The sequence below is a fragment of the Klebsiella oxytoca genome (assembly GCF_009707385.1).
Taxonomy (GTDB): Bacteria; Pseudomonadota; Gammaproteobacteria; order Enterobacterales; family Enterobacteriaceae; genus Klebsiella; species Klebsiella oxytoca_C.
The window spans coordinates 2,170,130-2,194,948 of sequence record NZ_CP046115.1; the positions used below are offsets into that span (position 1 = coordinate 2,170,130).

Genomic DNA, 24,819 nt, shown 5'->3' on the forward strand with positions numbered 1-24,819 from the left:
ACACAAAGGGGGAAGTGCTTACTTATATGAAACATAAACCACAGATGATGAAAATGCGTTGGTTAAGCGCAGCCGTAATGTTGTCCCTGTGTACTTCATCTGCATGGGCATTCAGCATTGATGACGTCGCAAAAGAGGCTCAAAAGTTAGCCGGCAAAGGCTTTGAAGCCCCAAAAAGTAACCTGCCCTCTACATTCCGCGATATGAAGTATGCGGACTATCAGCAAATTCAGTTTAATCACGATAAAGCTTATTGGAATAATCTGAAAAGCCCATTCAAACTCGAGTTTTATCACCAGGGGATGTATTTCGATACGCCGGTCACCATTAATGAAGTGACGGCAACCAGCGTGCGTAAAATTAAATATAGCCCGGACTATTTCAATTTTGGCAACGTTCAGCACGACAAAGACACGGTTAAAGATCTGGGTTTTGCGGGCTTCAAAGTCCTCTATCCGATCAACAGCAAAGACAAGAACGATGAAATTGTCAGCATGCTTGGAGCCAGCTACTTCCGCGTGCTTGGTCAAGGGCAGGTGTATGGGCTGTCTGCCCGTGGGCTTGCTATCGATACCGCGCTGCCCTCAGGCGAAGAGTTTCCCCGTTTTCGTGAGTTCTGGATTGAGCGCCCGAAAGCCACCGATAAACGTCTGACGATTTATGCACTGCTTGATTCCCCGCGTGCTACCGGCGCCTATCGTTTTGTGGTCATGCCTGGCCGCGATACCGTCGTGGACGTACAGTCCAAAGTCTATCTGCGTGACAAAGTGGGTAAACTGGGCGTCGCGCCGTTGACCAGCATGTTCCTGTTTGGTCCGCATCAGCCGTCCCCGACCGCTAACTATCGTCCGGCGCTACACGACTCCAACGGTCTTTCTATCCTGGCGGGTAACGGCGAATGGATCTGGCGACCGCTGAATAATCCGAAACATCTTGCCGTCAGCAGCTATGCAATGGAAAACCCGCAGGGTTTTGGCCTGCTGCAGCGCGGCCGTCAGTTCTCTCGTTTCGAAGATCTTGACGATCGCTACGATCTGCGCCCAAGCGCGTGGATTACGCCTAAGGGTGATTGGGGTAAAGGTAAAGTCGAACTGGTCGAAATTCCAACCAACGATGAAACTAACGATAACATCGTAACCTACTGGACGCCGGATCAGCTGCCGGAACCCGGTAAAGAAATGAACTTCAAGTACACCATCACCTTCAGTCGCGATGAAGACAAACTGCACGCGCCGGATAGTGCATACGTGATGCAGACTCGTCGTTCAACGGGTGACGTTAAGCAATCTAATCTGATCCGTCAGCCGGATGGCACAATTGCTTTTATCGTTGATTTCACCGGCGCCGAGATGAAAAAGCTGCCCACCGATACGCCGGTAACCGCACAGGCAAGCATCGGTGATAACGCTGAAATTGTCGAAAATACCGTGCGCTACAACCCAGTGACTAAAGGCTGGCGTATGATCCTGCGCGTTAAAGTGAAAGATCCTAAGAAAACCACGGATATGCGCGCCGCGTTGGTCAATGCTGACCAGACGCTGAGCGAAACCTGGAGCTACCAGCTGCCTGCCAATGAATAAGATAACGAAGTACATCGACGCATTGCCGCTGTCGGATGCGGAAAAAGGCGCCTTGCCTGACGCAAATCTGCAGGCCGTACATGAAGCACTGGACGCTGAACATCACGTATTTAAACGCGAAGACGACTCCCCGCTGGGCTCGGTCAAAGCGCGGCTGGAGCACAGCTGGCCTGACTCCCTGGCCGGGAATCAGCTGGTTAAGGATGACGAAGGGCGCACTCAGCTGAACGCAATGCCGAAAGCAAAACGTTCCTCTATGTTCCCGGATCCCTGGCGCACTAACCCGATAGGGCGTTTCTGGGATCGGCTGCGCGGCCGCGACGTAACTCCGCGCTATCTTGCTCGCCTGAGTAAAGAAGAGCAGGAGAGCGAACAGAAATGGCGTACCGTCGGCTCCATCCGTCGCTACATCCTTCTGCTGCTGACGCTGGCGCAGACCGTTGTGGCGACCTGGTACATGAAAACCATTTTGCCCTACCAGGGCTGGGCGCTGATAAACCCGGCAGATATGGTGGGACAGAACCTGTGGATTTCCTTTATGCAGCTGCTGCCTTATGTGCTGCAGTCGGGGATCCTGATTCTGTTCGCCGTGCTTTTTTGCTGGGTTTCTGCGGGATTCTGGACCGCGCTGATGGGCTTCCTGCAGCTGCTTATCGGCCGCGATAAGTACAGTATTTCCGCGTCAACGGTCGGGAATGAGCCGCTAAACCCGGAGCATCGCACCGCGCTTATCATGCCTATTTGTAACGAAGACGTTGACCGCGTATTCGCGGGCCTGCGCGCCACCTGGGAGTCGGTAAAAGCCAGCGGTAATGCCGCACACTTTGATGTCTATATCCTGAGCGATAGCTACAACCCGGACATCTGCGTGGCGGAGCAAAAAGCGTGGATGGAGCTGATTGCTGAAGTGCAGGGCGAAGGGCAGATATTCTATCGTCGCCGTCGCCGTCGGGTGAAGCGTAAAAGCGGTAACATCGATGACTTCTGCCGCCGCTGGGGTAGCCAGTACAGCTATATGGTGGTGCTAGATGCTGACTCGGTGATGAGCGGGGAGTGTCTGAGCGGCCTGGTACGCCTGATGGAAGCGAACCCGAACGCCGGGATCATCCAGTCGTCGCCGCGCGCGTCGGGTATGGATACGCTCTATGCGCGCTGTCAGCAGTTCGCCACCCGCGTCTACGGTCCGCTGTTTACTGCCGGTCTGCACTTCTGGCAGCTGGGCGAGTCGCATTACTGGGGCCACAATGCCATTATCCGCGTGAAACCGTTTATTGAGCACTGTGCTCTGGCGCCGTTACCTGGTGAGGGTAACTTCGCGGGTTCCATTCTGTCACACGACTTCGTGGAAGCCGCCCTGATGCGTCGCGCCGGTTGGGGGGTGTGGATTGCTTACGATCTCCCCGGTTCATATGAAGAGCTGCCGCCAAACCTGCTGGACGAACTGAAGCGCGACCGCCGCTGGTGTCAGGGGAACCTGATGAACTTCCGCCTGTTCCTGGTCAAAGGGATGCACCCGGTTCACCGCGCGGTCTTCCTGACCGGCGTGATGTCGTACCTGTCGGCGCCGCTGTGGTTTATGTTCCTCGCGCTGTCAACCGCCTTGCAGGTCGTGCATGCTTTGACCGAGCCGCAGTACTTCCTGCAGCCTCGACAGCTGTTCCCGGTATGGCCTCAGTGGCGCCCGGAGCTGGCCATCGCCCTGTTTGCTTCGACAATGGTGCTGCTGTTCCTGCCAAAGCTGCTGAGTATTATTCTCGTATGGTGTAAAGGGCCAAAAGAGTATGGCGGATTCGTTCGCGTGACGCTTTCTCTGCTACTGGAAGTGCTCTTTTCCGTGCTGCTGGCGCCGGTACGTATGCTGTTCCATACCGTGTTTGTGGTTAGCGCGTTCCTGGGCTGGGAAGTGGTGTGGAATTCACCGCAGCGCGATGACGACTCAACGCCGTGGGGCGAAGCGTTTATGCGTCATGGGTCACAGATGCTGCTGGGCCTGGTCTGGGCGGTAGGGATGGCGTGGCTGGATCTGCGTTTCCTGTTCTGGCTGGCACCGATCGTGGTCTCGCTGATCCTGTCGCCGTTTGTGTCGGCAATTTCCAGCCGCGCGACGATTGGTCTGCGTACCAAACGCTGGAAGCTGTTCCTGATCCCGGAGGAGTATTCTCCGCCGCAGGTGCTAAAGGATACCGACGCTTACCTGACGCTGAACCGTCAGCGTTCTCTGGACGATGGTTTTATGCACGCGGTATTTAACCCATCTTTCAACGCGCTGGCAACGGCGATGGCCACCGCGCGTCACCGTCACGGCCATATTCTGGATATCGCTCGCGAACGTCATGTTGAACAGGCGCTGAACGAGACGCCGGATAAACTCAACCGCGACCGTCGTCTGGTATTGCTGAGCGACCCGGTCACGATGTCACGCATGCACTATCGCGTATGGGCCGCACCGGAGAAGTACTCTTCGTGGGTAGGGGCCTATCAGCAGCTGACGTTGAATCCGCTGGCGTTAAAAACGAAGTAAGCCGTACGTTAAGGAAAATACCGGCAATGGTGCCGGTATTTTTTTGTCTGAGAATTGAGGTTGCTGATGAGAGTTGTGCTGGTTGTCGCAATGACGCTATTGCTTAGCGGCTGCGGGAGTATTATCAGTCGCACGGTGCCAGGGCAGGGGCATGGAAACCAATACTATCCCGGCGTTCAGTGGGATATCCGTGATTCCGCGTGGCGCTATATTACCATCCTCGATCTGCCCTTTTCGCTGGTGTTTGATACGCTACTGCTGCCGCTTGATGCCAGCCATGGACCATATAACTAATTAGCGTTCATCCCATTCATCGGCTGCCGCCTGTCCCTCTTCCGTATCCAGAGAGGGCTCAAGCTGAAATTCGCCTTCATCCCACTCGTGCAGCGTGTTTTCTTCCAGCCACTCCTGGCGAAGCTCAATTTCATCATAATCGCCGTCAAAGACGCTTTGTGCCGCCTGACCGCTGAGGATAGGCAGACATTCACCTTGTTCATCCTCGTCGGCAAAAAACTCTGCTTGCCAGGCGATATCCCCGTCCTGCAGTACATACTTCTGAATATTTAATTGCTCAACGTTGGCGCTTTCTTCGTCGCTATCCGGATTATTAGCCAGAAACTCCTCGCGGGCTGCATCGATTGCTTCTTCGAGCGTGGCATAGAACATCGAATCCTTTGGCATGGCTAACCTCCTAAGATGAATAGAAATGAATACGATTCAATCTATAGAAGGCGGTTGGCAATGCGTCAAGGGAGTTACCCCTACAGAGGCATTAATTTACTGAATGATTACCCGAACCCGGATTATCTGTTGTCCGAACGCGACGAGAACGACCGAGGGTTAAGGTTGAATAGACTGCATTGAACAGAACCACTAAGGCCGTGACGAAGAAGACCGCGCGAAAGCCGTAGTTGGCGGAAACCGATGCGCCAATTAGTGGGCCCGTGACGTTACCGATATCGCGGAACGACTGGTTATAGCTGAAAATTCTGCCAGAGATTTGGCTGGTGGAATTGTACACTAACAGCGTCTGCACTGCAGGCAACAGCGCGCCATCGGCGGCACCTAACAGGAAACGCAGGATCCCAAGCTGTAGCGGCGTCTGGACAAACGACATCGGTATAAGAAGTAAAACTGAAATCACCAGCGCGGCAATGAGGATCTTTTCCGGGCCAATACGATCGCCGAGTTTACCCAGGCGAGGAGCGCTTAGCAGAGCGGCAACCCCGGGCACTGAAGCTATCATGCCGCTGACGAAGGCAATATTACTCACGTTGCCGGCGAGGTCGCGCACGTACAGCGTCAGAATAGGGGCGATCGAGCCGGTAGCAACCTGAATGATTAACGATGTCACAAACAGACTCAGCACCAGCTTCGGGTTTTTTAGCGATGAGAAAACGTCTTTAGCGCTGAGCATCTCTTTTTTGCTGACGGCGACAAAATTCTCGCGGATGAGAAAAAGAGTAAATAAGAAACACACAAACAGCACGCTGGCGGTCATAAAGAAGACGTTGCGCAATCCCCAGTGGTCCGCCAGAAAACCGCCAGCCAGCGGGCCAAGCAGTGCGCCGCTGACCGCGCCGGTTGATAACGTGCCCAGCGCCCAGCCGCTTTTATGGCGGGGAATTTGTGTCGCAATCAGAGCGTTGGCATTGGGAATAAATCCGCCGAGCAGACCTAAGAGTGCGCGCAGGAGCAAGAACTGCCAGATATTTTGCGCCATCCCCATTAGCAGCATAACGATTGCCATACCGAGGGCTGAACGTAACAGCATAATTTTGCGCCCTTTACGATCGGCCAGACCACCCCAGAAGGGTGAGGCGATGGCTGAAAATAAAAAGGTGATGCTGAATACCAGCCCTGACCACATATTGAGGGCGCTATGGCCGGTTACGCCGAGTTGCTCAACGTAGAGCGGGAGAAATGGCATAACGAGGCTAAAGGCGGCGCCGGTTAAAAAGCAGCCAAGCCAGGTAACGGTAAGATTACGTTTCCAGTTAATAGGAGTATCAGCAGACGACATAAGATTCCACTGGCCTGTAGAACAGGTCAAATAATTGAAAATATGAGCGTGCTAATTATGCGCCTGAGAAATGGTTGCCGCAATGGAGGACCGCTTTTATAGCTAAAACGCAGGTGCTTGTGCGAAAGGAGATCCCGCATCCATGTGCTGATGCGGGAAATCGGGCTGAGTTACGCTAGTAACGAGAAGGGACGCCTGACGGACGCGTTTTGAAGCGGCGGTGCATCCACATATATTGCTCCGGCGCCATTAAAATGCACTTCTCTACGACCTTATTCATCCAGATAGCGGTCGTCTCAGCATCGTCCAGCGGGGGATCGCACTCCGGCGGTAAGATAATCAGCTCATAACCTTCACCGTTGGGTTTTCGGCGCGGTACAAACGGCACAATGCAGGCTTTTGACATCTTTGCCAGCATCCAGGTACCCGAGGTGGTGGCGGCCTGATCGACGGCGAAAAACGGCACAAATACGCTGGCTGCTGGGCCATAGTCGTGATCCGGGGCGTACCAGATAACTTCTCCCTTCTTCAGCGCACGGATCATGCCTTTCAGATCCTTACGATCGATCATATCTTTATTGGAGCGCAGGCGTCCCCAGGTCTGTAGCCAGTCGATCACGGCGTTGTCATTGGGGCGATAGACGCCAATACCCGGCTCATTCATACCGAACATGCGTGCGCCCATCTCGAGGGTCAGGAAATGGATGCCAATAAGCAAGATTCCGCGCTTTTGCGCCTGTACTTCCCGGATATGGTCGAAGCCGATGGAGTCAGTCCAGCGCGCGATACGCTTTGTCGGCCAAAACCAGGCCATTCCGGTTTCCATTAACCCCATTCCGACGGATTCGAAATTTGCCGTTACCAGCCGGCGGTGCTCTTGTTCACTCTTATCAGGAAAACAAAGCTCCAGATTGCGCCTGGCGATTTTAGCCCTGCGCTTCATCAGCCGCTGTGCGATGCGGCCAAGACCGGTTCCGAGGCGATAAATTACCGGGTAGGGAAGCTGAACAACGAGCCAGAGCAGACCGATTCCGAACCAAAGCAACCAATAACGCGGGTGCAGCAACGCTGCGGAAAATTTTGGTAAATGGGTCATCTCATACCTGTTCAATTAAGCAACGTGTTCTATTATCGCATTTTTTTATGCTTCAGCCAAAATACCGGCCTCAGATGGCATTTAATGTTAATGCGAGTAAATTGGGGTGAGAGAAATGTAGCTTAAAATGTGGGGATGTAAATTAAACGTGTTTGCTATATGATGCCCGCCGTTTATTTACTCATTGATTATGCCGAGCAGGTACACCATGCCAGTGTTACATAACCGCATTTCAAATGAGACGTTAAAGGCGCAAATGCTGGCTGAGACCGAGCCGCGCACGACGATCTCGTTTTATAAATACTTCACGATTATCGATCCAAAGGCCACGCGCGACGCGCTGTGGATTGCCCTGACTAAGCTGAATGTCTTTGGCCGCATTTATCTCGCCCATGAGGGTATTAACGCGCAAATTAGCGTCCCACAAAGCCGTGTCGATGCACTGCGCGAATTCTTATATGGATTTGACCCGGCTCTGAATGGTTTGCGCCTGAATATTGCGCTGGACGATGACGGGAAATCTTTTTGGGTGCTGCGTCTCAAGGTTCGCGATCGCATTGTCGCGGATGGTATTGAAGATGCGACGTTCGATGCTTCAAACGTCGGCGATTATCTGAAGGCGGCAGAAGTCAACGCGATGCTCGACGATCCGGACGCTGTCTTTATTGATATGCGTAACCATTACGAATATGAAGTCGGTCATTTCGAAAATGCCCTTGAGATCCCGGCGGATACTTTCCGCGATCAGCTGCCGAAGGCCGTTGAAATGATGCAGGAACATAAAGATAAAAAGATTGTCATGTACTGCACCGGCGGTATCCGCTGTGAAAAAGCCAGCGCCTGGATGAAGCACAATGGGTTCAGTAAAGTCTCACATATTGAAGGCGGAATTATCGAGTATGCCCGACGCGCGCGTGAGCAGGGGCTGCCGGTACGCTTTGTCGGTAAAAACTTTGTCTTCGATGAACGTATGGGTGAGCGTATTTCAGATGATGTCATCGCGCATTGTCATCAGTGCGGCGCTCCCTGCGATAGCCACACAAATTGCCTGAACGATGGCTGCCATCTGCTGTTTATTCAGTGTCCGGCCTGCGCGGAGAAATTCGCTGGCTGCTGTAGCGAAGCCTGTATGGAAGAGCATAAGCTGCCGGAAGAAGAGCAGCGAAAACTGCGTGCCGGACGTGAAAATGGGAATAAGATCTTTAATAAATCGCGCGGTCGTCTGAATACTAAGCTGGGCATTCCGGACCCAGAACCTTCAGAAAAACCATAGCCAGATAAGGTCTATACAGGCCAGCAGCAGCCAGAGTGCGAGGTAAATCATAAAATGTTCGCGGATATTATCGATCAGTAATTCGAACAGGCGACGCATAAGCTCTCTCAGTTATTTACGGCCTCAAGCGAGGCCGTTATTTTTTGTGCTGTTTTCACTGCCTGAAGCTGATAGTTATTAATTGAATCGCGTCAGGGAAAAGGGCGAAAGATCGAACTCAAACGGTTCTTCAAGCGCGAATTGCGTGGCCAGTTCGCCTAATACCGGCGCGAATTTAAAGCCGTGTCCGCTCAGGCCCGTTATCAAAAGCGTATTGGGTTTGCCAGGTAATGTATCAATAATAAAGTCCTCATCGGCGGTATTGTCATAGGTACAGGATGCGCCATACAGACAGCCACCAATACCGGGCAACACGTTACGCAGGAAGGTAAAAGACTCCGAGCCGTCTGTTGCCACTGAGCCAAAGGGTTTTCGCTCTTCTGGCGCGGAAATAGGTTGCCCACCGTTATGCTTGCCGATTTTTAATTCATTATCTTCTGCGGGAAAACCGTAAAAATGATCGCCATTCGGTAACTCGCCGGTAAACGCCGGGAAGTTGTTTTTACTGCTGTAACGGCCATCCGCCTGAAACCAGGCGAAGACTTTACGCACAGGCTGGACAGGGAGATCGGGCAGCAGGCGCGTTACCCAGGTTCCGGCGCTGACCAGGAGTTTTTTGCCGTGGTACTCACCATCGAGCGTCTCCACCGTGACGCCGTCCGGCTGGTGCTGAATGGCGGTAACCGGGCAGTTGAACAGCTGTGCGGCTCCCGCTTCACGGGCAAGACGAATCCATGTTTCAACGGCCAGCTCGCTGCGCAGTATCCCGGACCCAGGCTCAAATATCGCCCGATAATCATCAGGTACGCGAATTTCCGGCCAGCGGGACATTACCCCCTGTGCGTCCATTTCTTCAACATTGAGCTGGAACTTGTGTGCGCTGCTGGCAACATTGCGCAGGAATTCGGAATCGGCAGGCCCGAGGTTGATAACCCCTGTACATTCAAAAACGGTCTCACCGCTGGCGGCGGCAAGCTCATCCCACAGCTTTTGCGCGCGCAGTAGTAGAGGGACATATCTTTCGCCTTCACCGTAGGCGTGGCGAATGAGTCGCGTCTTTCCGTGATGACTGCCTTCCTGATGAGGAGGTTGATGGGCATCAATCATCAGTACGTTAAGCCCCGCCTGCCGCGCATAATAGCCTGCAGCAGCGCCAACCGAGCCGCTACCAATAATGATAAGATCGTATTGCATGGTGAGTTCCAGGTTATTGCGTTGTTAGCAGGGTAATTAACAACCTTCTGCTACACAAGTCCGAAAATAATTCAGGCACCCGAAGGTGCCTGTTAAGTGAATATGTCGACATTTTTACTAACGCTTAATGCCTTCGATACTCATTTTCCTGGTATTCGCCAGATTCAATCTTCGCAATACCTGCTTCCAGAATAGAAATAAACTGACGCGCGACGTCCGTTGTTAGCCATAGCGTCTGGCCAATCTCTGCGTCTCTACTGCTTTCTTGAGCGGGGTTTTGGTAGTGTAAGCGCAACATCAGCGCATCGTAACTATCAACGGTGCTGATGTCCCATCCAACGAGGGGATGGGTCTGGATGACTTCATTATTCTTTTCCATCATAACCCCTTATTCGTATGTTAAAAGACAACAGTTCTCGAGGTTTAATGCATGTTTTCTGAAGCAAGTTAATTATATCAGTAGTCAAGAATAAACTCGAGAAATTTAATGAAATAGAGATACATAGGCTTCTGATTGTCGTTTTTTTACGCAAACCAGGGTCGAATATATGTTATTTATGAAGGCGCTAAGTAAAAGCAATAGGGGGCAGTCTGACTCTGAAAAATAAAAAAGCCGGGGCGACCCGGCAAAAAATAGCACAATGAGGGAGCAAATTTAATTGACTAGTCGCGGACAAACCAGTCGTCAGCGCTTTCCCACGTTTCTTGCAGGATTTCGCTAATCCGGTCTTTGTCTTCTTTCAGGCCGCCGATCACCGACAGATTGTTATTAGCCGCGTATCGAACCGTTACCTGACTTGTCGTGGAAGGAAACTGCTGTTCGATACGGCGAGAGAGTTCATTGTTCAGCGCATCTAAGGCGCCGTTGGGTAAGGCTGTTGATTTGGCGATAGAGACTTCAATACGCATAATTGCCCCCTGTGTAATTTACTGTTTATTTATACAGTAACGCATAGGTGTTTACAACAGGGGGGACTAATTATTTTTTCATTGTCCAGCGCACGGTTTCTCCGGCGAGGAACGGCACCAGCTCGTCACCGGGCAGAGGGATACTCTCTGCCACCAGGCTCTCTTCACGCACCAGCTCAACGTAGCCATCGTTGACTTCCAGACCATAGAAACGAGGGCCGTTAAATGAGCAGAAGGCTTCAAAGTGTTGCAGGGCGTTCATCTCTTCAAACACCGTGGCGTAGCTGCCCAGCGCGGTTGGCGCGTTAAAACAGCCTGCGCACCCGCAGCTGGCTTCTTTACGATGGCGGGCATGCGGGGCGGAATCAGTGCCGAGGAAAACGCGATCAAAACCGCTGGCAACCAGTTCACGCAGTGCCTGCTGATGAACATTACGTTTCAGAATTGGCAGGCAATAAAGGTGAGGGCGCACGCCGCCGACCAGCATATGATTGCGGTTAAACATCAGATGTTGCGGGGTGATGGTGGCCGCCAGGAGTTGGTTGCCTTCGCGCACGTATTCAGCGGCATCTTTGGTGGTGATATGTTCAAAGACGACCTTCAGTCCAGGCAGACGCTGGCGGAGCGGTTCCATCACCGTTTCGATAAACCGTGCTTCGCGGTCAAAAATATCGATATCCGGATGAGTGACTTCACCGTGAACCAGTAGCGGCATACCCAGCTTTTCCATACGTTCAAGTACCGGCATGATCGCATCAGTGCTGGTGACGCCGTGGCTGGAGTTTGTCGTTGCATTAGCCGGGTAGAGTTTGGCCGCGGTGAATACGCCCTCGCTAAATCCGCGCTCAAGCTCTGCCGGGTCGAGCGTATCGGTAAGATAGCAGGTCATTAGCGGCGTAAAATCATGCTCTGCAGGGATAGCCTCGATAATACGCTGGCGATAGGCAATGGCGGCGTCGACGGTCGTGACAGGCGGTACCAGATTCGGCATCACGATCGCCCGGCCATAAAACTCACTGGTATAAGGCACGACGGTTTTTAGCATATCGTCATCGCGCAGATGGATATGCCAGTCGTCAGGGCGGCGAATTTTCAATACCTGGGATTGTGCTGTCATGGAAGGCTCCGGCTAATAGTGTCAGTCATCAGGGCTGTTTTTGCCGGGCACTAAGGATAAGCGTAAACGTTTTCCTTTGCATCAACTTCCGTAAAAAAACGGGCGCTTCAGCGCCCGGACGATTAGTTAGTGAAGGGGATGACGATCTCTCCCGGTTTCACTTCAATACCTTTAGCATACTTTTTCGCCAGTGCTTCACCCGCGCTGGCATCTTCGCGCAGCACATACGCAGGCTGTTGATTGAAGTAGCTACGCAGAGATTGATTCAGATAAGGGATCAGCGTTTGTACAACGGACTGTAGTTTTTCAGGCTGAACTTTCGCATCGACCACTTCCATCTCCTGCAGGAAGATGGCCCCTTTGTCTTTGTTGAAAACCGGTAGCGCTTTGAGCTTAAGGTCAATGGTCGCTTTCTGGTTCCCGAACAGTGAATTCAGATCTAAATTAGCCACGCCGCTCAATGTCACTTTGTTCGGCTCTTCACGACCAATGGCGCTGGTCAGGTTCTTCAGTTCAATATGGGCATCCGCAACGCCGGGCAGGCCAATATCCTTGGCGAAGTGGTTACGTTTCTGTAGCGCCTGGTTGATCTCCTGCTCACTCACGGAATATTGCGTAAGCTGGTTACAGCCGCTCAGCAGGCCGCTAACGATAAGCGCGGCCGCAATAAACATCTTTTTCATTGGATTCCTTAATGTCATGCCGTAGGTTCATCCTGACACAAAGCAGCATGGCCCGCTAGCGCTGTAGGTGCTAGCGGAAAAGACTGAAAAAGAAGCGTATGGCAGCGAAGGGGCCATCCTTTCGCTGCCCTGGGCTTAAATAGCCATAGAGGAGAGTAAGTTGATCTGCGTCTGTTTGGCCATATTGTCACGGTAGGCGGCCACGCGGCTCGGCCAGTTTACCCCTGCCACCAGCGTCAGATTCCTTAACAGAGGGAAGAGATGAATATCATCTTCAGACAGTTCTCCGTTGACGGCATTTGGCTGGACGACCAGTTTATCCAACGCTCGCAGATCGTCGCTGATATTCTTAATCAGACCGGGTGAGTGCGCGAGATGATCGGCAAAGCTGCCGATAGCCGCCTCTTTATTCTTTACAAAATAAGCGCGCGCCTCTGGCGTCGAAAATTCATCAAATGCAGATTTGGCAAAACGCGGCATCAACAGACGGTTAGCGTAGCCGTTGACCTTGCGCAGCCAGGTTTCAATAGCTGGGTTACGCGGTCCGGTAAGCAGCGGTTTGCCATCAAGTTTATCGACATAATGCACGATATCCATGCTTTCCGGCATGTAACGGCTATCGTCTTTTTGCAGGATTGGCACCATTTTCTGACCGATCATTCTGGTGGGGGTTGAGTCATCATCCTCCAGGAGCGCGATCGTTTCGACGGGGATATTTTTCAGGCCGAAAATCATGCGGGCTTTCAGGCAGAACGGGCAGTGATCGTAGATATATAATTTCACGTTTCTCCTCCATATTTGCTGAACATCCTCAATTCAGTATGGAGGAGAAACCGGGGGCCGGCAAATCAGGTGCGCGGCTCCAGCATGCCGGAAGCCGAACGTTTCGGGCTAAACTGCCACCACAGGGCAATAAACGTTGCCAGTCCGATAACCCCGAGCATGAGCCATGGTAGCTCCGGTTGACCCGCGGCTTTACCCGCATCGAACAACCAGCCGCCGCCTGCGTAGCCGAAAGCGCCGCCAAAGGCGAGCCCCAGGCGGCTAAAGCCCATATAGCTTCCGCGCGCTCTGGCATCTGCCAGCGAGGCCCCCAGCGTTTCACGCGCGGGCTCGGCGATGATTGAGCCAATATAAAATACGCAGATCAGCGTAAACAGCTGTTGAAGGTTGCTGCTAAGGCCAATCGGCATCATCGCCAGGGTCATGATCAACAGCCCGGCCATCAGGCGATGCTCAAGACGAAAGCGTTTTTCGCTCCAGCGAGCAATCGGATACAGCAGCGTTAACGAAATGGCTGCTTCAATGGCATACATCCATTTTACCGCAGTCGGAGAACCCGCAATATCGTTAACCATGATCGGCAGCATTAACATTACCTGTACCGCTAACATGTAATATCCGGTCAATGTCAAAACGTAGGTGACAAAGCGTTTATCACGCAGCACGCGTCCCAGCCCCTCGCGGACCGGCGTTTTTACCGTTGACAGCTTCCATGCCGGAAGATACCAGGCGTTGAATGCCGCACAGGCGATAAACAGGACGGCTCCCGCGCTACAAACCAGACGAAAATCATATTGCAGAAGCCAGCTGCCCAGCAGCGCGCCGATCACGGCCCCTGCGCTGTCTTGCATCATCAGGATAGAAAAGAAACGTCCACGCTGATGCGGGCGTACCAGCTTGACGACCAGCGCCGCCCGCGGCGGATCGAACAGCGTACCGCCGAGACCCGAAAGAATGCAGGAGAGCCACAGAACCCATGGCTCATGGGCTACGGCCATCGCTGCGAAACCCGCCGCGCGCATCAGCATACCGATAACGATCATCGGTTTGGCCCCAAAACGGTCGGCAATCGCACCGCCAAATATTCCCAGTCCCTGCTGCACAAGTTGACGCAGGCCGAGTGCGATCCCGACCATCAGAGCAGCCCATCCCATCTGATCGACAAAGCGAATTGAGATGAGCGGGAAGACGACGAAAAAGCCGAGCACGACCAGCATGTTATCGACTAACAGGAAATATTTACCCAGGCTCCTTGCCTGCGAGACGCGGGACATTTCCCCTCCCGGGAAAAAATAAGGATAAGCTCTGACATTCTGCGGGGTTAATGGCTATTTTCCCAGCTAACTGGCGACAATATTTTTTTATCAAAATGCAAGAACGATAGAGGCTATTCATCGAAAAGCAGAGATGGTGCAGAAAATGGTATGTTGCTGTTTTCACACCAGCGTGCAGGACAGGTATAGTTAAGTCAGCAAGTATTGCGTCAGGGGAACAGGAGAGGGGAATGTTTGGCTATCGCAGTAACGTACCGAAGGTGCGTTTGACGACGGACCGGCTGGTGGTACGGCTGGTGCACGATCGTGACGCCTGGCGTCTGGCCGATTATTACGCGGAGAATAAAGGGTTCTTAAAACCCTGGGAGCCGGTACGCGATGACAGCCACTGTTATCCTTCCGGCTGGCAGGCGCGTTTATCGATGATTTCAGAATTCCATAAACAGGGTTCAGCATTTTATTTTGCGCTGCTCGATCCGGAAGAAAAAGAGATTATCGGCGTGGCGAATTTTTCGAATGTAGTGCGCGGGTCGTTTCATGCCTGCTACCTCGGCTATTCCATCGGTGAGAAATGGCAAGGTCAGGGGCTGATGTTTGAAGCGCTGACTTCAGCTATCCGCTATATGCAGCGCACGCAGCATATCCATCGCATAATGGCAAACTACATGCCGCATAATCAGCGCAGCGGTGGTTTACTGGCGCGTTTGGGATTTGAAAAAGAGGGTTACGCCAAAGATTACCTGCTTATTGATGGGCAATGGCGCGATCATGTACTGACGGCGTTGACGACACCGGACTGGACCCCGGGTCGCTAAGGAGACATCATGAAATACCAGTTAACCGCGCATGAAGCGCGCGTCATTGGCTGCCTGCTGGAAAAGCAGGTCACCACGCCGGAGCAGTATCCCCTGTCGGTTAATGCGGTGGTAACCGCTTGTAACCAGAAAACGAACCGTGAGCCGGTGATGTCGCTCAGCGAAAGCGATGTTCAGGATTTGCTGGATACCTTAGTGAAGCGCCATTATTTGCGTACGGTGAGCGGTTTTGGCAACCGAGTGACCAAATATGAACAGCGCTTCTGTAATTCTGAATTTGGCGACCTGAAATTAACTCCTGCGGAAGTCGCTATCGTGACGACACTGTTGCTGCGCGGGGCGCAGACTCCCGGTGAGCTGCGTGGCCGTGCCCAGCGCATGCATGAATTCAGCGATATGGCGGAGGTCGAACGCGTGCTGGAAAATCTGGCTACCCGGGAAGATGGCCCTTATGTTGCGCGCCTGCCTCGGGAGCCGGGAAAACGCGAGAGCAGATATATGCATCTGTTCTGCGACGATATGGATTCGCTGATTACCGCCGTTGAAGCCGTATCGCCGCCCGGTGACGATCTGCAGCTTCGCGTTGAGGCGCTGGAGGCGGAAGTTGCCGAACTGAAAGCGCGTCTGGATTCACTGCTGGCTCACCTGGGAGATTAAGCATGGCGGCGAAACTACGTATAGGAGTGGTTGGCCTGGGCGGTATCGCGCAAAAGGCGTGGTTACCTGTCCTGGGTGCCGCCGATGACTGGACGCTACAGGCGGCATGGTCTCCGGGAAAAGAGAAAGCGCTGCGTATCTGTGAAACCTGGCGTATTCCCTATGCCGATTCTCTGGAACAGCTGGCGGCGCAGTGCGATGCCGTATTCGTACATACTTCAACGGCTTCACATTATGAAGTTGTAAGCCGCTTGCTCAATGCCGGAGTTCACGTTTGCGTAGATAAACCGCTGGCGGATAAGCTCAGCGACGCCGAGACGTTGGTTGAGCTGGCGGCTCGCCGCCATCTCACCCTGATGGTCGGATTTAACCGCCGTTTTGCCCCCCTGTATCGCGAACTTAAGGCGCAGTCTGGTAACGCTGCCTCGTTGCGGATGGATAAGCACCGTAGCGACAGCGTGGGCCACGATCTGCGCTTCACGTTGTTGGATGACTATCTGCATGTGGTTGATACGGCGCTTTGGCTGGCGGGTGAGAAAGCGCGTTTAAGCGGCGGTACGCTGCACACCAACGCGCAAGGTGAAATGCTGTATGCCGAACACCACTTCAGTGCCGGGATGGTGCAGATAACGACCAGTATGCACCGGCGAGCCGGAAGTCAGCGCGAATGGGTGCAGGTGGTAACCGACGGCGGATTATATGAAGTCCGTGATATGCGCGAGTGGCAGGAGGAGCGGGGAGGTGGTGTGATACAGCGGCCGGTCCCCGGCTGGCAGACGACCCTTGAGCAGCGGGGCTTTACCGGCTGCGCCAGGCACTTTATCGAATGTGTGCAAAATCAGACGGTTCCTGAAACGTCCGGAGAGCAGGCGCTGCTGGCTCAGCGCATTGTAGAAAAACTCTGGCGCGATGCGATGAGTGAATAATTCTCGTAACAACTGGCAGTAGTAATTCATCATGAACCCGGTAGACTATCGCCACTTTCCAGCGCCCGCACTTGCGGGCGTTTTACTCCAGGGTTGTGGAATAAAACGTTAATGAACCTTTTAAAATCACTGGCGGCCGTCAGTTCGATGACCATGTTTTCGCGCGTGCTGGGTTTCGCGCGCGATGCGATTGTGGCGCGTATTTTTGGCGCAGGGATGGCAACTGACGCCTTCTTTGTCGCTTTTAAACTGCCGAATCTTTTACGGCGTATTTTTGCTGAAGGCGCGTTCTCTCAGGCTTTTGTGCCGATTCTTGCTGAATATAAAAGCAAGCAGGGCGAAGATGCGACACGGGTTTTCGTCGCCTATGTGTCGGGACTCTTGACGCTGGTCCTGTCGCTGGTGACCGTGGCCGGAATGCTGGCGGCGCCCTGGGTGATTACCGTTACCGCGCCGGGATTTGCTGATACCCCAGAGAAGTTTGCGCTGACCACGCAGCTATTGCGCATCACTTTTCCCTATATTTTATTGATTTCCCTGGCTTCATTAGTTGGGGCGATTCTTAATACCTGGAATCGCTTTTCGGTTCCCGCTTTTGCCCCGACGTTCCTTAACGTCAGCATGATTGGTTTTGCGCTGTTTGCTGCCCCGTATTTTAACCCACCGATGCTGGCAATGGCCTGGGCAGTGACGGTTGGCGGTATTTTGCAGCTTGCCTGGCAGCTACCGCACCTGAAAAAAATCGGCATGCTGGTGTTGCCGCGGATCAATCTCAAAGATGCGGGAGCGGTGCGGGTGGTGAAACAGATGGGGCCGGCGATCCTCGGCGTTTCCGTCAGCCAGATTTCACTGATCATTAATACCATTTTTGCCTCGTTCCTGGTTTCTGGCTCCGTGTCGTGGATGTACTACGCCGATCGCCTGATGGAGTTTCCGTCCGGCGTGCTTGGCGTAGCTCTGGGGACCATTTTGCTGCCTTCGCTGTCAAAAAGCTTTGCCAGCGGCAATCACGATGAATACTGCCGTTTGATGGACTGGGGATTGCGCCTGTGCTTCCTGCTCGCGCTGCCGAGCGCCGTGGCGTTAGGGATACTGGCCAAGCCGCTGACGGTAGCGCTATTCCAGTACGGGAAATTTACCGCTTTTGATGCTGCGATGACCCAGCGCGCGCTGGTGGCGTATTCTATCGGGCTGATGGGGCTTATCGTCGTGAAGGTTCTGGCCCCGGGGTTCTACTCGCGCCAGGATATTAAAACGCCGGTGAAAATTGCCATCGTTACGCTGATTATGACGCAGGTAATGAATCTCGCCTTTATTGGCCCGCTAAAGCACGCTGGCCTGTCGTTATCGATTGGTCTGGCGGCCTGTCTTAACGCCGCGCTGCTTTACTGGCAGCTGCGGAAACAGAAAATTTTTACTCCTCAGCCCGGCTGGTTCCTGTTCCTGCTGCGCCTGGTGATAGCCGTCATCGTGATGTCCGCTGCTCTTCTGGGCGTAATGTATCTGATGCCGGAATGGTCGCAGGGGACGATGCCGTTCCGCCTGATGCGTCTGATGGTGGTTGTGGTCGCTGGCGTTGTCGCCTATTTCGCGACGCTGCTGCTGCTGGGCTTCCGCGTGAAAGAGTTTGCTCGCCGTACGGTTTAACACTGGTCTGAGCAAAAGCCGCTCTGCAGAGATTGCAGAGCGGCTTTTTTTATCTGGCGGTTCGTTGCGCTGACATAACCCGTGCGCTTTCCAGAAGACGGATGCCAAGAGCAATCGCGCCGGCAATCACCGCCAGAGTGACCACGCCGCTCCAGCCTGCGATGACATACAGTTTGCTTCCCAGTACGGAACCAAGCGACATCCCAACAAACACGCCGGTGAACAGCAGCGCATTGAGACGACCGCGAGCCTGAGGTTCAAGGCCATACACCAGATTCTGGTGGGATACGAGGCTGGATTGTAGTCCAAGGTCAAATCCAACAGCCGAAATGGCTATCAGGATCAGCTGGCCATGCGGCGGAAGGGCCGGCAGTAAAAACATCAGGGCAAACGAAACGGTAACCAGCGCGGCTCCCATTTGCGTGACTTTCTCGGCGCCGAACCTATCGGCCAGGCTACCGGCCAGAGGCGCGGCGAGCGCTCCGGCGGCACCAGCGATACCAAAACCACCCGCTACCGCGCTGCCCATCTGATAGTGTTCCATTAACATGACCGCAAGCGTTGACCAGAATGCGCTGAAGGCGATAGACAGAAATCCCTGGGCGAATGCGGCACGACGCAGGGCCGGATAGCGCTTCCACAGATGCGCCATAGATTTCATGAGCTGCGGGTAGCCAAGGGTGGAGTGAATCTCAAAGCGCGGCAGAACGCGCCACATCACCAGACCAATCAGCGCAATGCTGACGGCGGCAGCCTGATACATCACTCGCCAGCCGAACATGGCTCCCACCAGCCCGCTGACGGTTCTCGACAGCAGGATCCCCAGCAGTAGTCCGGTCATGACGGTCCCCACCATTTTCCCCTGTTTGCCTGCCGGAGCCAGAATAGCGGCGGCCGGTACAATATCCTGCGCCATTGTTGCAGCCATTCCGATAAGCAGGCTGACAATCAGTAAAGAAGTTAACTGACCGGTGAGACTGCAAAGCAGCAAAAGGAGTGCCAGGGTAACGCTTTTTATCAGAATCAGCTTTCTGCGATCGTGACGGTCGCCAAGCGGAAGAAGGAAAAGAATACCCAATGCATAGCCCGCCTGAGTCAGTGTTGGAACCAGGCCCATACCCTCAATACTCAAATGCAGATTCGCTCCCATCAGCGGCAGCAGCGGCTGCGCGTAATAGATTGAGGCGACGCTGAAGCCTGCGCCAAGTGCGAGAACGAAAATTATCCACCCGGCAGCGCGGGAGGTAAGTGGAGACGGTGTCATTATGGGTTCCTCTTAGAAGCGATGGCGCTATTCTTCCCATAATGAGGCTGGCGCGGTAGATGGCCCGGTGGTAAAACGGTTATACGCTAAACGTATAGGCAAAATATAAATGAAGAAGCAGGAGCGTATAGATCGTATTGAACTGATGCGCACGTTTATTCGCATTGTGGAGGCCGGTTCTCTCTCCGCGGCGGCGGTACAGATGAACACCACCCAGGCGACAGTCAGCCGACGGCTCCAGTCTCTGGAAGGGCTACTTGGCGCCAGGCTGATTCTACGCACCACCCATGCGATGAAGCTGACCGATGATGGTGAGCGCTGCTATCAGCACGCCCGCCAGGTTGTCGATGCCTGGCTGGCGCTGGAGGACGACCTGCGTATCGCCGATGACCGACCCGTAGGGATCCTCAGAGTACGGGCGCCCCACGCCTTTGGTCAGCAGCAGCTGTTGGGACCGCTGGTAGATTTTCTGCAGCGCTATCCGCAGCTCTCGGTTGAATGGATGCTGAACGATAAGACGGTAGATTTTCTGAGCGATGGCATCGACTGCGCGATCCGCGTCGGAGCGGAGGTGGATCCGGCCACCGTATCGGTACTGCTGGCCGAGGTTCCGCGCAGCGTGGTGGCATCCCCATCGTTGCTGAGCAGCTACCCGGCATTAACCGCGCCTCAGGAGATGTCGTTACTCCCCTGGATTGCTATCAGCACGTTTTATCAGCATGAGGTGATGCTGCAGTCTCAGACGGATGATCTGCTTATTACCTTCGGCATTGCTCCTTGCCTGAGTACGGATAGCGTACATGTCGCTCGTAATACTGCGCTGGCGGGGCTGGGGGCGGCGATTGTGTCGAGCTGGGCGGTGGCGGAAGACATTGCCGCCGGGCGACTGGTCGAGCTGTTTCCGCAGTGGCGAGCTTCCCCACTGCCGGTACATCTGGTATACCCCTGGGCGCGCTATTATCCCACGCGGTTGCGTAAGTTTCTCGATCTGATGCGTGAGGTCATGCCCCAGATTGCGGGGATGCAGAAGCCGGAAGAGGGATAAAAAAAGACCGGCCGCTGGGGCCGGTCTTATCGACATTACTCTACGGGTTGCGGACGCGTAGGTCCGGCAGTTGCTTTATGCGTGGCGCTGTGACCGCCAGCGGAGCCTTTACCGTCAAAATCAAAGCCTGGGCGAATCCAATCGCTGTGACGTGGTGCTTCCGGTACATAGTCAGGCGCTGGCGCACGAGTCATCGGTGCGGATGCGTGGCGATTAGCTACCGCAACAACCGGTGCCTTGACGGCTTCTGGTTTAGTCTCGACAACCGGTTCTGCTGCTGGCACAGGCTCAACAGCCGGTGCGGAAGCGGCAGGCGCTTCAACAACCGTTACCGGCTCTTCGACGGCAACAGGTTCTGACGCAACAACCACAGCTTCTGGTTCGACGGCATCTTCCACAACCGCTTCCACGGCCTCTGCGACTACCTCTTCGGCTACGGTCTGGTCAGCTTCAGCAATCAGCTGCGGCTGCTCATCAACCGGAGTGGCGATAGCTTCCGGATGGGTGGTTTCTACGACCGGAACAACAGGTTCGCTAATAACCGGCAGGGGCTCAACGGTTGCTACCGGCACTACGACAGGCTCTTCGGCAACAGCAGGAGCGATAACTTCAGAGACAACCGGTTCAGCGGCGACCGCTGGCGCGATTACGGGCTCAACCGCAGCGGCAGAAAACTCCTGAACCTGAGCTTCTTCCTGCTGCTGATCCTGCGGGCGAACAACCGGGTAGCGGATCCACACTTTACCAGACGCCATTTCCGGCGATGCGCAGGCTACGGTCAGCGGCATCGGGGACTGGGTCGGATAACGCTCATCACGGTAGCGACGGCGACGCTGGCCGCTGACGCGAAGATGGCGAGGTGAACGACGCGAACGACGCGGCATGCCGTTAGATTCACGGGATTCGCTGTTGTCATCATGTTCGTTTGCCGTCTCAACAACCGCTGGCAGATCGACTTTCGCCAGTTCTGTACGCGGCGCTGGGGCTTCCGGCTGGAGGGCTGGAGCTTCTGCAATCGGCTGTGCTTCTACTACCGGCTCGATAACCTGCTCAGCGGCAGCTGATTCAATACGAATCTTCTGTGCCAGCTGGCGCGGCTTACGGCGCGGCATAGTCTGCACGCGTTCTTCCTGCTCGCTATCCTGTGTGACCGGCTCTTCGCGAGTTTGCGCTTTAGCATCCTGCTGAACCTGACGTTTATCATCGTTACGACGACGATTACGTTCGCGGCGCGGCTGCTGTTCATCGCGAGATTTACCTTTTTCGCTATCCTCAACCGCAGTCTGGCGATTTTCGCGCGGCTCAGCATTTTGCTGCTTCTCACGACGGTTACGGCGGTTTTCTTCGCGAGACTCACGAGACTCCCGACCTTCGCTATTTTCCGCACGATTGTCGCGATTATCCCGGTTGTCACGACGATCGTTACGATCGCGACGGTTGTTATTACGCGGTTTACGGCGGTCCTGCTGACGCTCGGATTTCTCTTCCGCTTTTTTCGCAACCTGAACGTCTGCTGGTTTAGCCTCTTCCGCACCGGAGAACATATTTTTCAAGGCGCTGAGGAGACGAGATACCAGGCCAGGCTGCGCCGGAGCCGTCGTCATCGAGGCAGGAGCTGCGCTAACGGTAGCCGCGGCCTTAGCCGGTGCTTCCTGAGTTGGGGCTGGCGGAGCGTCAGGCATAACGAATGCCGCCAGGGCCGGTTGTTCAGGCAGTTTACGCTCGGCCGGCTCTTCATCAGAAGGCATGGCCATCTCTTCTTCATGCAGTTTCGGCAGCAGATAGCTCAGAGTGGAGGTTTCTTCGCCTTTCCGTACGCGCAGAACGGAGTAGTGCGGCGTTTCCATCTGGTCGTTTGGCACGATAATCACGCGCACGTCGGTCTGGCGAGTTTCAATCGCGCTTACCGCAGCACGTTTTTCGTTCAGCAGATAAGAGGCAATCGGCACCGGAACGATAGCGTGCACTTCTTTCGTGTTCTCTTTCAGCGCTTCTTCTTCGATCAAACGCAGAATGGAGAGCGACAGAGATTCGTTATCACGTACGGTACCCGTTCCGCTACAGCGCGGGCAGACGTGATGGCTGGACTCGCCAAGCGACGGGCTCAGACGCTGGCGCGACATTTCTAGCAGCCCAAAGCGTGATATATGGCTGATCTGGATACGCGCACGGTCCTGACGCACGGCTTCACGCAGGCGGTTTTCTACCGCACGCTGGTGGCGTACCGGCGTCATATCGATGAAGTCGATAACGATCAGGCCGCCGAGGTCACGCAGACGCAGCTGGCGGGCAATCTCATCGGCCGCTTCGAGGTTAGTATTGAACGCCGTCTCTTCGATATCGCCGCCGCGAGTTGCGCGAGCGGAGTTGATGTCGATAGCGGTCAATGCTTCGGTGCTATCGATAACGATAGAACCGCCGGACGGCAGGCGAACTTCACGCTGGAAAGCGGATTCAATCTGCGACTCGATCTGATAGTGGCTGAACAGCGGGATTTCACCGGTGTACAGTTTAATTTTGCTGCTGAAATCCGGACGCCCCAGCGCCGCGATGTGCTGGCGGGCCAGCTCAAGCACCTTCGGGTTATCGATCAGGATTTCGCCGATATCCTGGCGCAGATAGTCGCGGAAGGCGCGCACAATCACGTTGCTTTCCTGATGGATCAGGAACGGAGCAGGGCGGCTTTCTGCGGCTTTCTGGATGGCTTCCCAGTGCTTCAGGCGGAAGCTCAGGTCCCACTGCAGCGCTTCAGCGGATTTGCCGACGCCTGCGGTGCGAACGATAAGTCCCATACCGTCCGGCAGCTCAAGGCTTGCCAGCGCTTCTTTTAGCTCGGTACGATCGTCACCCTCGATGCGGCGTGAAATACCGCCAGCGCGTGGGTTATTCGGCATCAGTACCAGGTAACTACCCGCCAGGCTGATAAAGGTGGTAAGCGCGGCGCCTTTATTGCCTCGCTCTTCTTTATCAATCTGGACAATAACTTCCTGACCTTCACGCAGTACGTCCTTAATGTTTGGACGACCATGGGAATTGTAGTTTGCAGGGAAGTATTCGCGGGCAATTTCTTTGAGGGGGAGGAAACCATGACGCTCGGCACCATAATCAACAAATGCGGCTTCGAGGCTAGGTTCAATACGAGTGATTTTGCCTTTGTAGATGTTCGCTTTTTTCTGTTCGTGCCCGGGGCTTTCGATATCCAGGTCGTACAGGCGCTGCCCATCAACAAGGGCGACGCGCAACTCTTCCTGCTGAGTTGCGTTGATTAACATTCTTTTCATCGTAACTTACTCATTATTCTTACATTGACGACTAAGCTACGGGCAGAGTAACGCCTTACCGGGGGAAACCGATGGCCTCGTGTCTGTTTCACGTCGCCAACCTCACGGTTGTCGCGCGCTTAAGAGGCGCAGAGTGTCGGTCGCCTGTATTTCAAACGGAAACACAGCGCAATTATCAGGGGAACTGTCTGGGATGTATCACCAGAGAAGATTCCATTTATACCCATCGTTTTTCACGCTGCTGGCGTATTGGCTTAACCAGCCCATCTTAATCATTTGACCTAAATGAGCATCCGGGTAATCCCGGAGTGGATGCCTTCCTGCAGCGTGAAATCCATAGAGCCTGTACCGGTAAGGACTGCAACCCGCAGCCCGCTAACTGTCTGAAAGATCAATACGTCTTACGCCATTGCTGCGTTGATGATCGGTCAGACAAAATTGGTCATTCCGCTAATTTCTTGTTCTAACAAGTTTCAGCACGGAAAACTGCATCATTATTCCATTGCTAAGCTTGTTATAGCAAGTTGACTTTCACCTTTTATCACCCGGTTACTCACAGTTTTTTCACCTGCGTATACAGATTGTTCTAATAACAAACAAAACGCTGATGATGCATACGATGAATTCCGGAT

General features: G+C 54.0%; 22 protein-coding genes. 9 read left to right on the top strand and 13 right to left on the bottom strand.

Annotation, left to right across the window (positions count from 1 at the left end; genetic code table 11):
* Nucleotides 1-26: 26 nt before the first annotated feature.
* The 3 genes from mdoG to GJ746_RS09985 all read left to right on the top strand — a co-directional run bounded on the left by mdoG (nt 27) and on the right by GJ746_RS09985 (nt 4,395).
* Nucleotides 27-1,580, top strand: coding sequence for a glucans biosynthesis protein MdoG (gene mdoG / locus GJ746_RS09975; protein ID WP_195908820.1), 1,554 nt, complete (start codon nt 27-29; stop codon nt 1,578-1,580).
* Entirely contained in the window at nt 1,573-4,101 is a 2,529-nt protein-coding gene (gene mdoH, locus GJ746_RS09980; protein ID WP_154680047.1) for a glucans biosynthesis glucosyltransferase MdoH, read from the top strand. Before mdoG ends, mdoH begins: the two co-directional genes overlap by 8 nt.
* A 66-nt stretch (nt 4,102-4,167) precedes the next feature.
* The gene (locus tag GJ746_RS09985; protein ID WP_154680048.1) at nt 4,168-4,395 is read left to right on the top strand and encodes a YceK/YidQ family lipoprotein; all 228 of its coding nucleotides are present in this window, start codon (nt 4,168-4,170) and stop codon (nt 4,393-4,395) included.
* Here the strand turns inward: GJ746_RS09985 and GJ746_RS09990 are convergent, their stop codons facing one another.
* The 3 genes from GJ746_RS09990 to GJ746_RS10000 form a co-directional block, all read right to left on the bottom strand.
* A complete protein-coding gene (locus tag GJ746_RS09990) occupies nt 4,396-4,782 on the bottom strand; it encodes a MysB family protein (RefSeq protein ID WP_154680049.1) in 387 nt (128 codons plus the stop codon).
* 91 nt (nt 4,783-4,873) lie between these two features.
* Nucleotides 4,874-6,124, bottom strand: a complete 1,251-nt coding sequence (gene mdtG / locus GJ746_RS09995) for a multidrug efflux MFS transporter MdtG (protein WP_154680050.1) — start codon at nt 6,122-6,124, stop codon at nt 4,874-4,876.
* Nucleotides 6,125-6,299: 175 nt separating this feature from the next.
* Nucleotides 6,300-7,220, bottom strand: a complete 921-nt coding sequence (locus tag GJ746_RS10000; protein ID WP_154680051.1) for a Kdo(2)-lipid IV(A) acyltransferase — start codon at nt 7,218-7,220, stop codon at nt 6,300-6,302.
* 208 nt (nt 7,221-7,428) lie between these two features.
* Here GJ746_RS10000 and GJ746_RS10005 point away from each other — a divergent pair, with 208 nt between their 5' ends.
* Entirely contained in the window at nt 7,429-8,493 is a 1,065-nt protein-coding gene (locus GJ746_RS10005) for a rhodanese-related sulfurtransferase (protein WP_154680052.1), read from the top strand.
* Here GJ746_RS10005 and GJ746_RS10010 read toward each other — a convergent pair.
* From GJ746_RS10010 to mdtH, 8 genes are all read right to left on the bottom strand, one after another.
* Nucleotides 8,479-8,592 (bottom strand): YceO family protein, encoded by a 114-nt coding sequence (locus GJ746_RS10010; RefSeq protein WP_154680053.1) that lies wholly within the window; start codon nt 8,590-8,592, stop codon nt 8,479-8,481. The two genes, GJ746_RS10005 and GJ746_RS10010, sit on opposite strands and share 15 nt — an antisense overlap.
* A 78-nt stretch (nt 8,593-8,670) precedes the next feature.
* On the bottom strand, nt 8,671-9,786 hold the full coding sequence (gene solA, locus GJ746_RS10015; protein ID WP_154680054.1) for an N-methyl-L-tryptophan oxidase: 1,116 nt from the start codon (nt 9,784-9,786) through the stop codon (nt 8,671-8,673).
* Nucleotides 9,787-9,910: 124 nt separating this feature from the next.
* Entirely contained in the window at nt 9,911-10,165 is a 255-nt protein-coding gene (gene bssS, locus GJ746_RS10020; RefSeq protein ID WP_004101039.1) for a biofilm formation regulator BssS, read from the bottom strand.
* A 284-nt stretch (nt 10,166-10,449) separates the two neighbouring features.
* A complete protein-coding gene (dinI, locus tag GJ746_RS10025) occupies nt 10,450-10,695 on the bottom strand; it encodes a DNA damage-inducible protein I (protein ID WP_154680055.1) in 246 nt (81 codons plus the stop codon).
* 70 nt (nt 10,696-10,765) lie between these two features.
* Nucleotides 10,766-11,812, bottom strand: a complete 1,047-nt coding sequence (gene pyrC / locus GJ746_RS10030) for a dihydroorotase (RefSeq protein ID WP_154680056.1) — start codon at nt 11,810-11,812, stop codon at nt 10,766-10,768.
* 122 nt (nt 11,813-11,934) lie between these two features.
* Nucleotides 11,935-12,495 carry a lipoprotein gene (locus GJ746_RS10035; RefSeq protein WP_154680057.1) on the bottom strand — a complete coding sequence of 187 codons (561 nt, stop codon included), beginning with the start codon at nt 12,493-12,495 and terminating at the stop codon, nt 11,935-11,937.
* Between the two features lie 135 nt (nt 12,496-12,630).
* Nucleotides 12,631-13,278: a glutaredoxin 2 gene (gene grxB, locus GJ746_RS10040; RefSeq protein ID WP_154680058.1), complete on the bottom strand. Its 648-nt coding sequence runs from the start codon at nt 13,276-13,278 to the stop codon at nt 12,631-12,633.
* Nucleotides 13,279-13,343: 65 nt separating this feature from the next.
* Complete coding sequence (mdtH, locus tag GJ746_RS10045; RefSeq protein ID WP_154680059.1) at nt 13,344-14,552, bottom strand: multidrug efflux MFS transporter MdtH; 1,209 nt, start codon at nt 14,550-14,552, stop codon at nt 13,344-13,346.
* Nucleotides 14,553-14,782: 230 nt separating this feature from the next.
* Between mdtH and rimJ the strand changes: the two genes are divergently transcribed.
* The 4 genes from rimJ to murJ all read left to right on the top strand — a co-directional run bounded on the left by rimJ (nt 14,783) and on the right by murJ (nt 18,597).
* Nucleotides 14,783-15,367, top strand: a complete 585-nt coding sequence (rimJ, locus tag GJ746_RS10050; RefSeq protein ID WP_154680060.1) for a ribosomal protein S5-alanine N-acetyltransferase — start codon at nt 14,783-14,785, stop codon at nt 15,365-15,367.
* Between the two features lie 9 nt (nt 15,368-15,376).
* Complete coding sequence (locus tag GJ746_RS10055) at nt 15,377-16,024, top strand: YceH family protein (protein WP_154680061.1); 648 nt, start codon at nt 15,377-15,379, stop codon at nt 16,022-16,024.
* A gap of 2 nt (nt 16,025-16,026) precedes the next feature.
* Nucleotides 16,027-16,950 (top strand): Gfo/Idh/MocA family protein, encoded by a 924-nt coding sequence (locus GJ746_RS10060; protein ID WP_154680062.1) that lies wholly within the window; start codon nt 16,027-16,029, stop codon nt 16,948-16,950.
* Nucleotides 16,951-17,061: 111 nt separating this feature from the next.
* Nucleotides 17,062-18,597 carry a murein biosynthesis integral membrane protein MurJ gene (murJ, locus tag GJ746_RS10065; protein ID WP_154680063.1) on the top strand — a complete coding sequence of 512 codons (1,536 nt, stop codon included), beginning with the start codon at nt 17,062-17,064 and terminating at the stop codon, nt 18,595-18,597.
* Nucleotides 18,598-18,646: 49 nt separating this feature from the next.
* Here murJ and GJ746_RS10070 read toward each other — a convergent pair whose 3' ends face one another.
* Entirely contained in the window at nt 18,647-19,861 is a 1,215-nt protein-coding gene (locus GJ746_RS10070) for an MFS transporter (RefSeq protein ID WP_154680064.1), read from the bottom strand.
* A gap of 109 nt (nt 19,862-19,970) precedes the next feature.
* On the opposite strand from GJ746_RS10070, the gene GJ746_RS10075 reads away from it, so the two are divergent.
* A complete protein-coding gene (locus tag GJ746_RS10075) occupies nt 19,971-20,906 on the top strand; it encodes a LysR family transcriptional regulator (protein WP_154680065.1) in 936 nt (311 codons plus the stop codon).
* A gap of 35 nt (nt 20,907-20,941) precedes the next feature.
* Here GJ746_RS10075 and rne read toward each other — a convergent pair whose 3' ends face one another.
* Entirely contained in the window at nt 20,942-24,187 is a 3,246-nt protein-coding gene (gene rne / locus GJ746_RS10080) for a ribonuclease E (protein WP_154680066.1), read from the bottom strand.
* Nucleotides 24,188-24,819: the final 632 nt, after the last annotated feature.

Coding starts and splice junctions, on each gene's coding strand:
- mdoG (WP_195908820.1), top strand. CDS start 27: ATGAAACATAAACCACAGATGATGAAAATGCGTTGGTTAAGCGCAGCC.
- mdoH (WP_154680047.1), top strand. CDS start 1,573: ATGAATAAGATAACGAAGTACATCGACGCATTGCCGCTGTCGGATGCG.
- GJ746_RS09985 (WP_154680048.1), top strand. CDS start 4,168: ATGAGAGTTGTGCTGGTTGTCGCAATGACGCTATTGCTTAGCGGCTGC.
- GJ746_RS09990 (WP_154680049.1), bottom strand. CDS start 4,782: ATGCCAAAGGATTCGATGTTCTATGCCACGCTCGAAGAAGCAATCGAT.
- mdtG (WP_154680050.1), bottom strand. CDS start 6,124: ATGTCGTCTGCTGATACTCCTATTAACTGGAAACGTAATCTTACCGTT.
- GJ746_RS10000 (WP_154680051.1), bottom strand. CDS start 7,220: ATGACCCATTTACCAAAATTTTCCGCAGCGTTGCTGCACCCGCGTTAT.
- GJ746_RS10005 (WP_154680052.1), top strand. CDS start 7,429: ATGCCAGTGTTACATAACCGCATTTCAAATGAGACGTTAAAGGCGCAA.
- GJ746_RS10010 (WP_154680053.1), bottom strand. CDS start 8,592: ATGCGTCGCCTGTTCGAATTACTGATCGATAATATCCGCGAACATTTT.
- solA (WP_154680054.1), bottom strand. CDS start 9,786: ATGCAATACGATCTTATCATTATTGGTAGCGGCTCGGTTGGCGCTGCT.
- bssS (WP_004101039.1), bottom strand. CDS start 10,165: ATGGAAAAGAATAATGAAGTCATCCAGACCCATCCCCTCGTTGGATGG.
- dinI (WP_154680055.1), bottom strand. CDS start 10,695: ATGCGTATTGAAGTCTCTATCGCCAAATCAACAGCCTTACCCAACGGC.
- pyrC (WP_154680056.1), bottom strand. CDS start 11,812: ATGACAGCACAATCCCAGGTATTGAAAATTCGCCGCCCTGACGACTGG.
- GJ746_RS10035 (WP_154680057.1), bottom strand. CDS start 12,495: ATGAAAAAGATGTTTATTGCGGCCGCGCTTATCGTTAGCGGCCTGCTG.
- mdtH (WP_154680059.1), bottom strand. CDS start 14,552: ATGTCCCGCGTCTCGCAGGCAAGGAGCCTGGGTAAATATTTCCTGTTA.
- rimJ (WP_154680060.1), top strand. CDS start 14,783: ATGTTTGGCTATCGCAGTAACGTACCGAAGGTGCGTTTGACGACGGAC.
- GJ746_RS10055 (WP_154680061.1), top strand. CDS start 15,377: ATGAAATACCAGTTAACCGCGCATGAAGCGCGCGTCATTGGCTGCCTG.
- GJ746_RS10060 (WP_154680062.1), top strand. CDS start 16,027: ATGGCGGCGAAACTACGTATAGGAGTGGTTGGCCTGGGCGGTATCGCG.
- murJ (WP_154680063.1), top strand. CDS start 17,062: ATGAACCTTTTAAAATCACTGGCGGCCGTCAGTTCGATGACCATGTTT.
- GJ746_RS10070 (WP_154680064.1), bottom strand. CDS start 19,861: ATGACACCGTCTCCACTTACCTCCCGCGCTGCCGGGTGGATAATTTTC.
- GJ746_RS10075 (WP_154680065.1), top strand. CDS start 19,971: ATGAAGAAGCAGGAGCGTATAGATCGTATTGAACTGATGCGCACGTTT.
- rne (WP_154680066.1), bottom strand. CDS start 24,187: ATGAAAAGAATGTTAATCAACGCAACTCAGCAGGAAGAGTTGCGCGTC.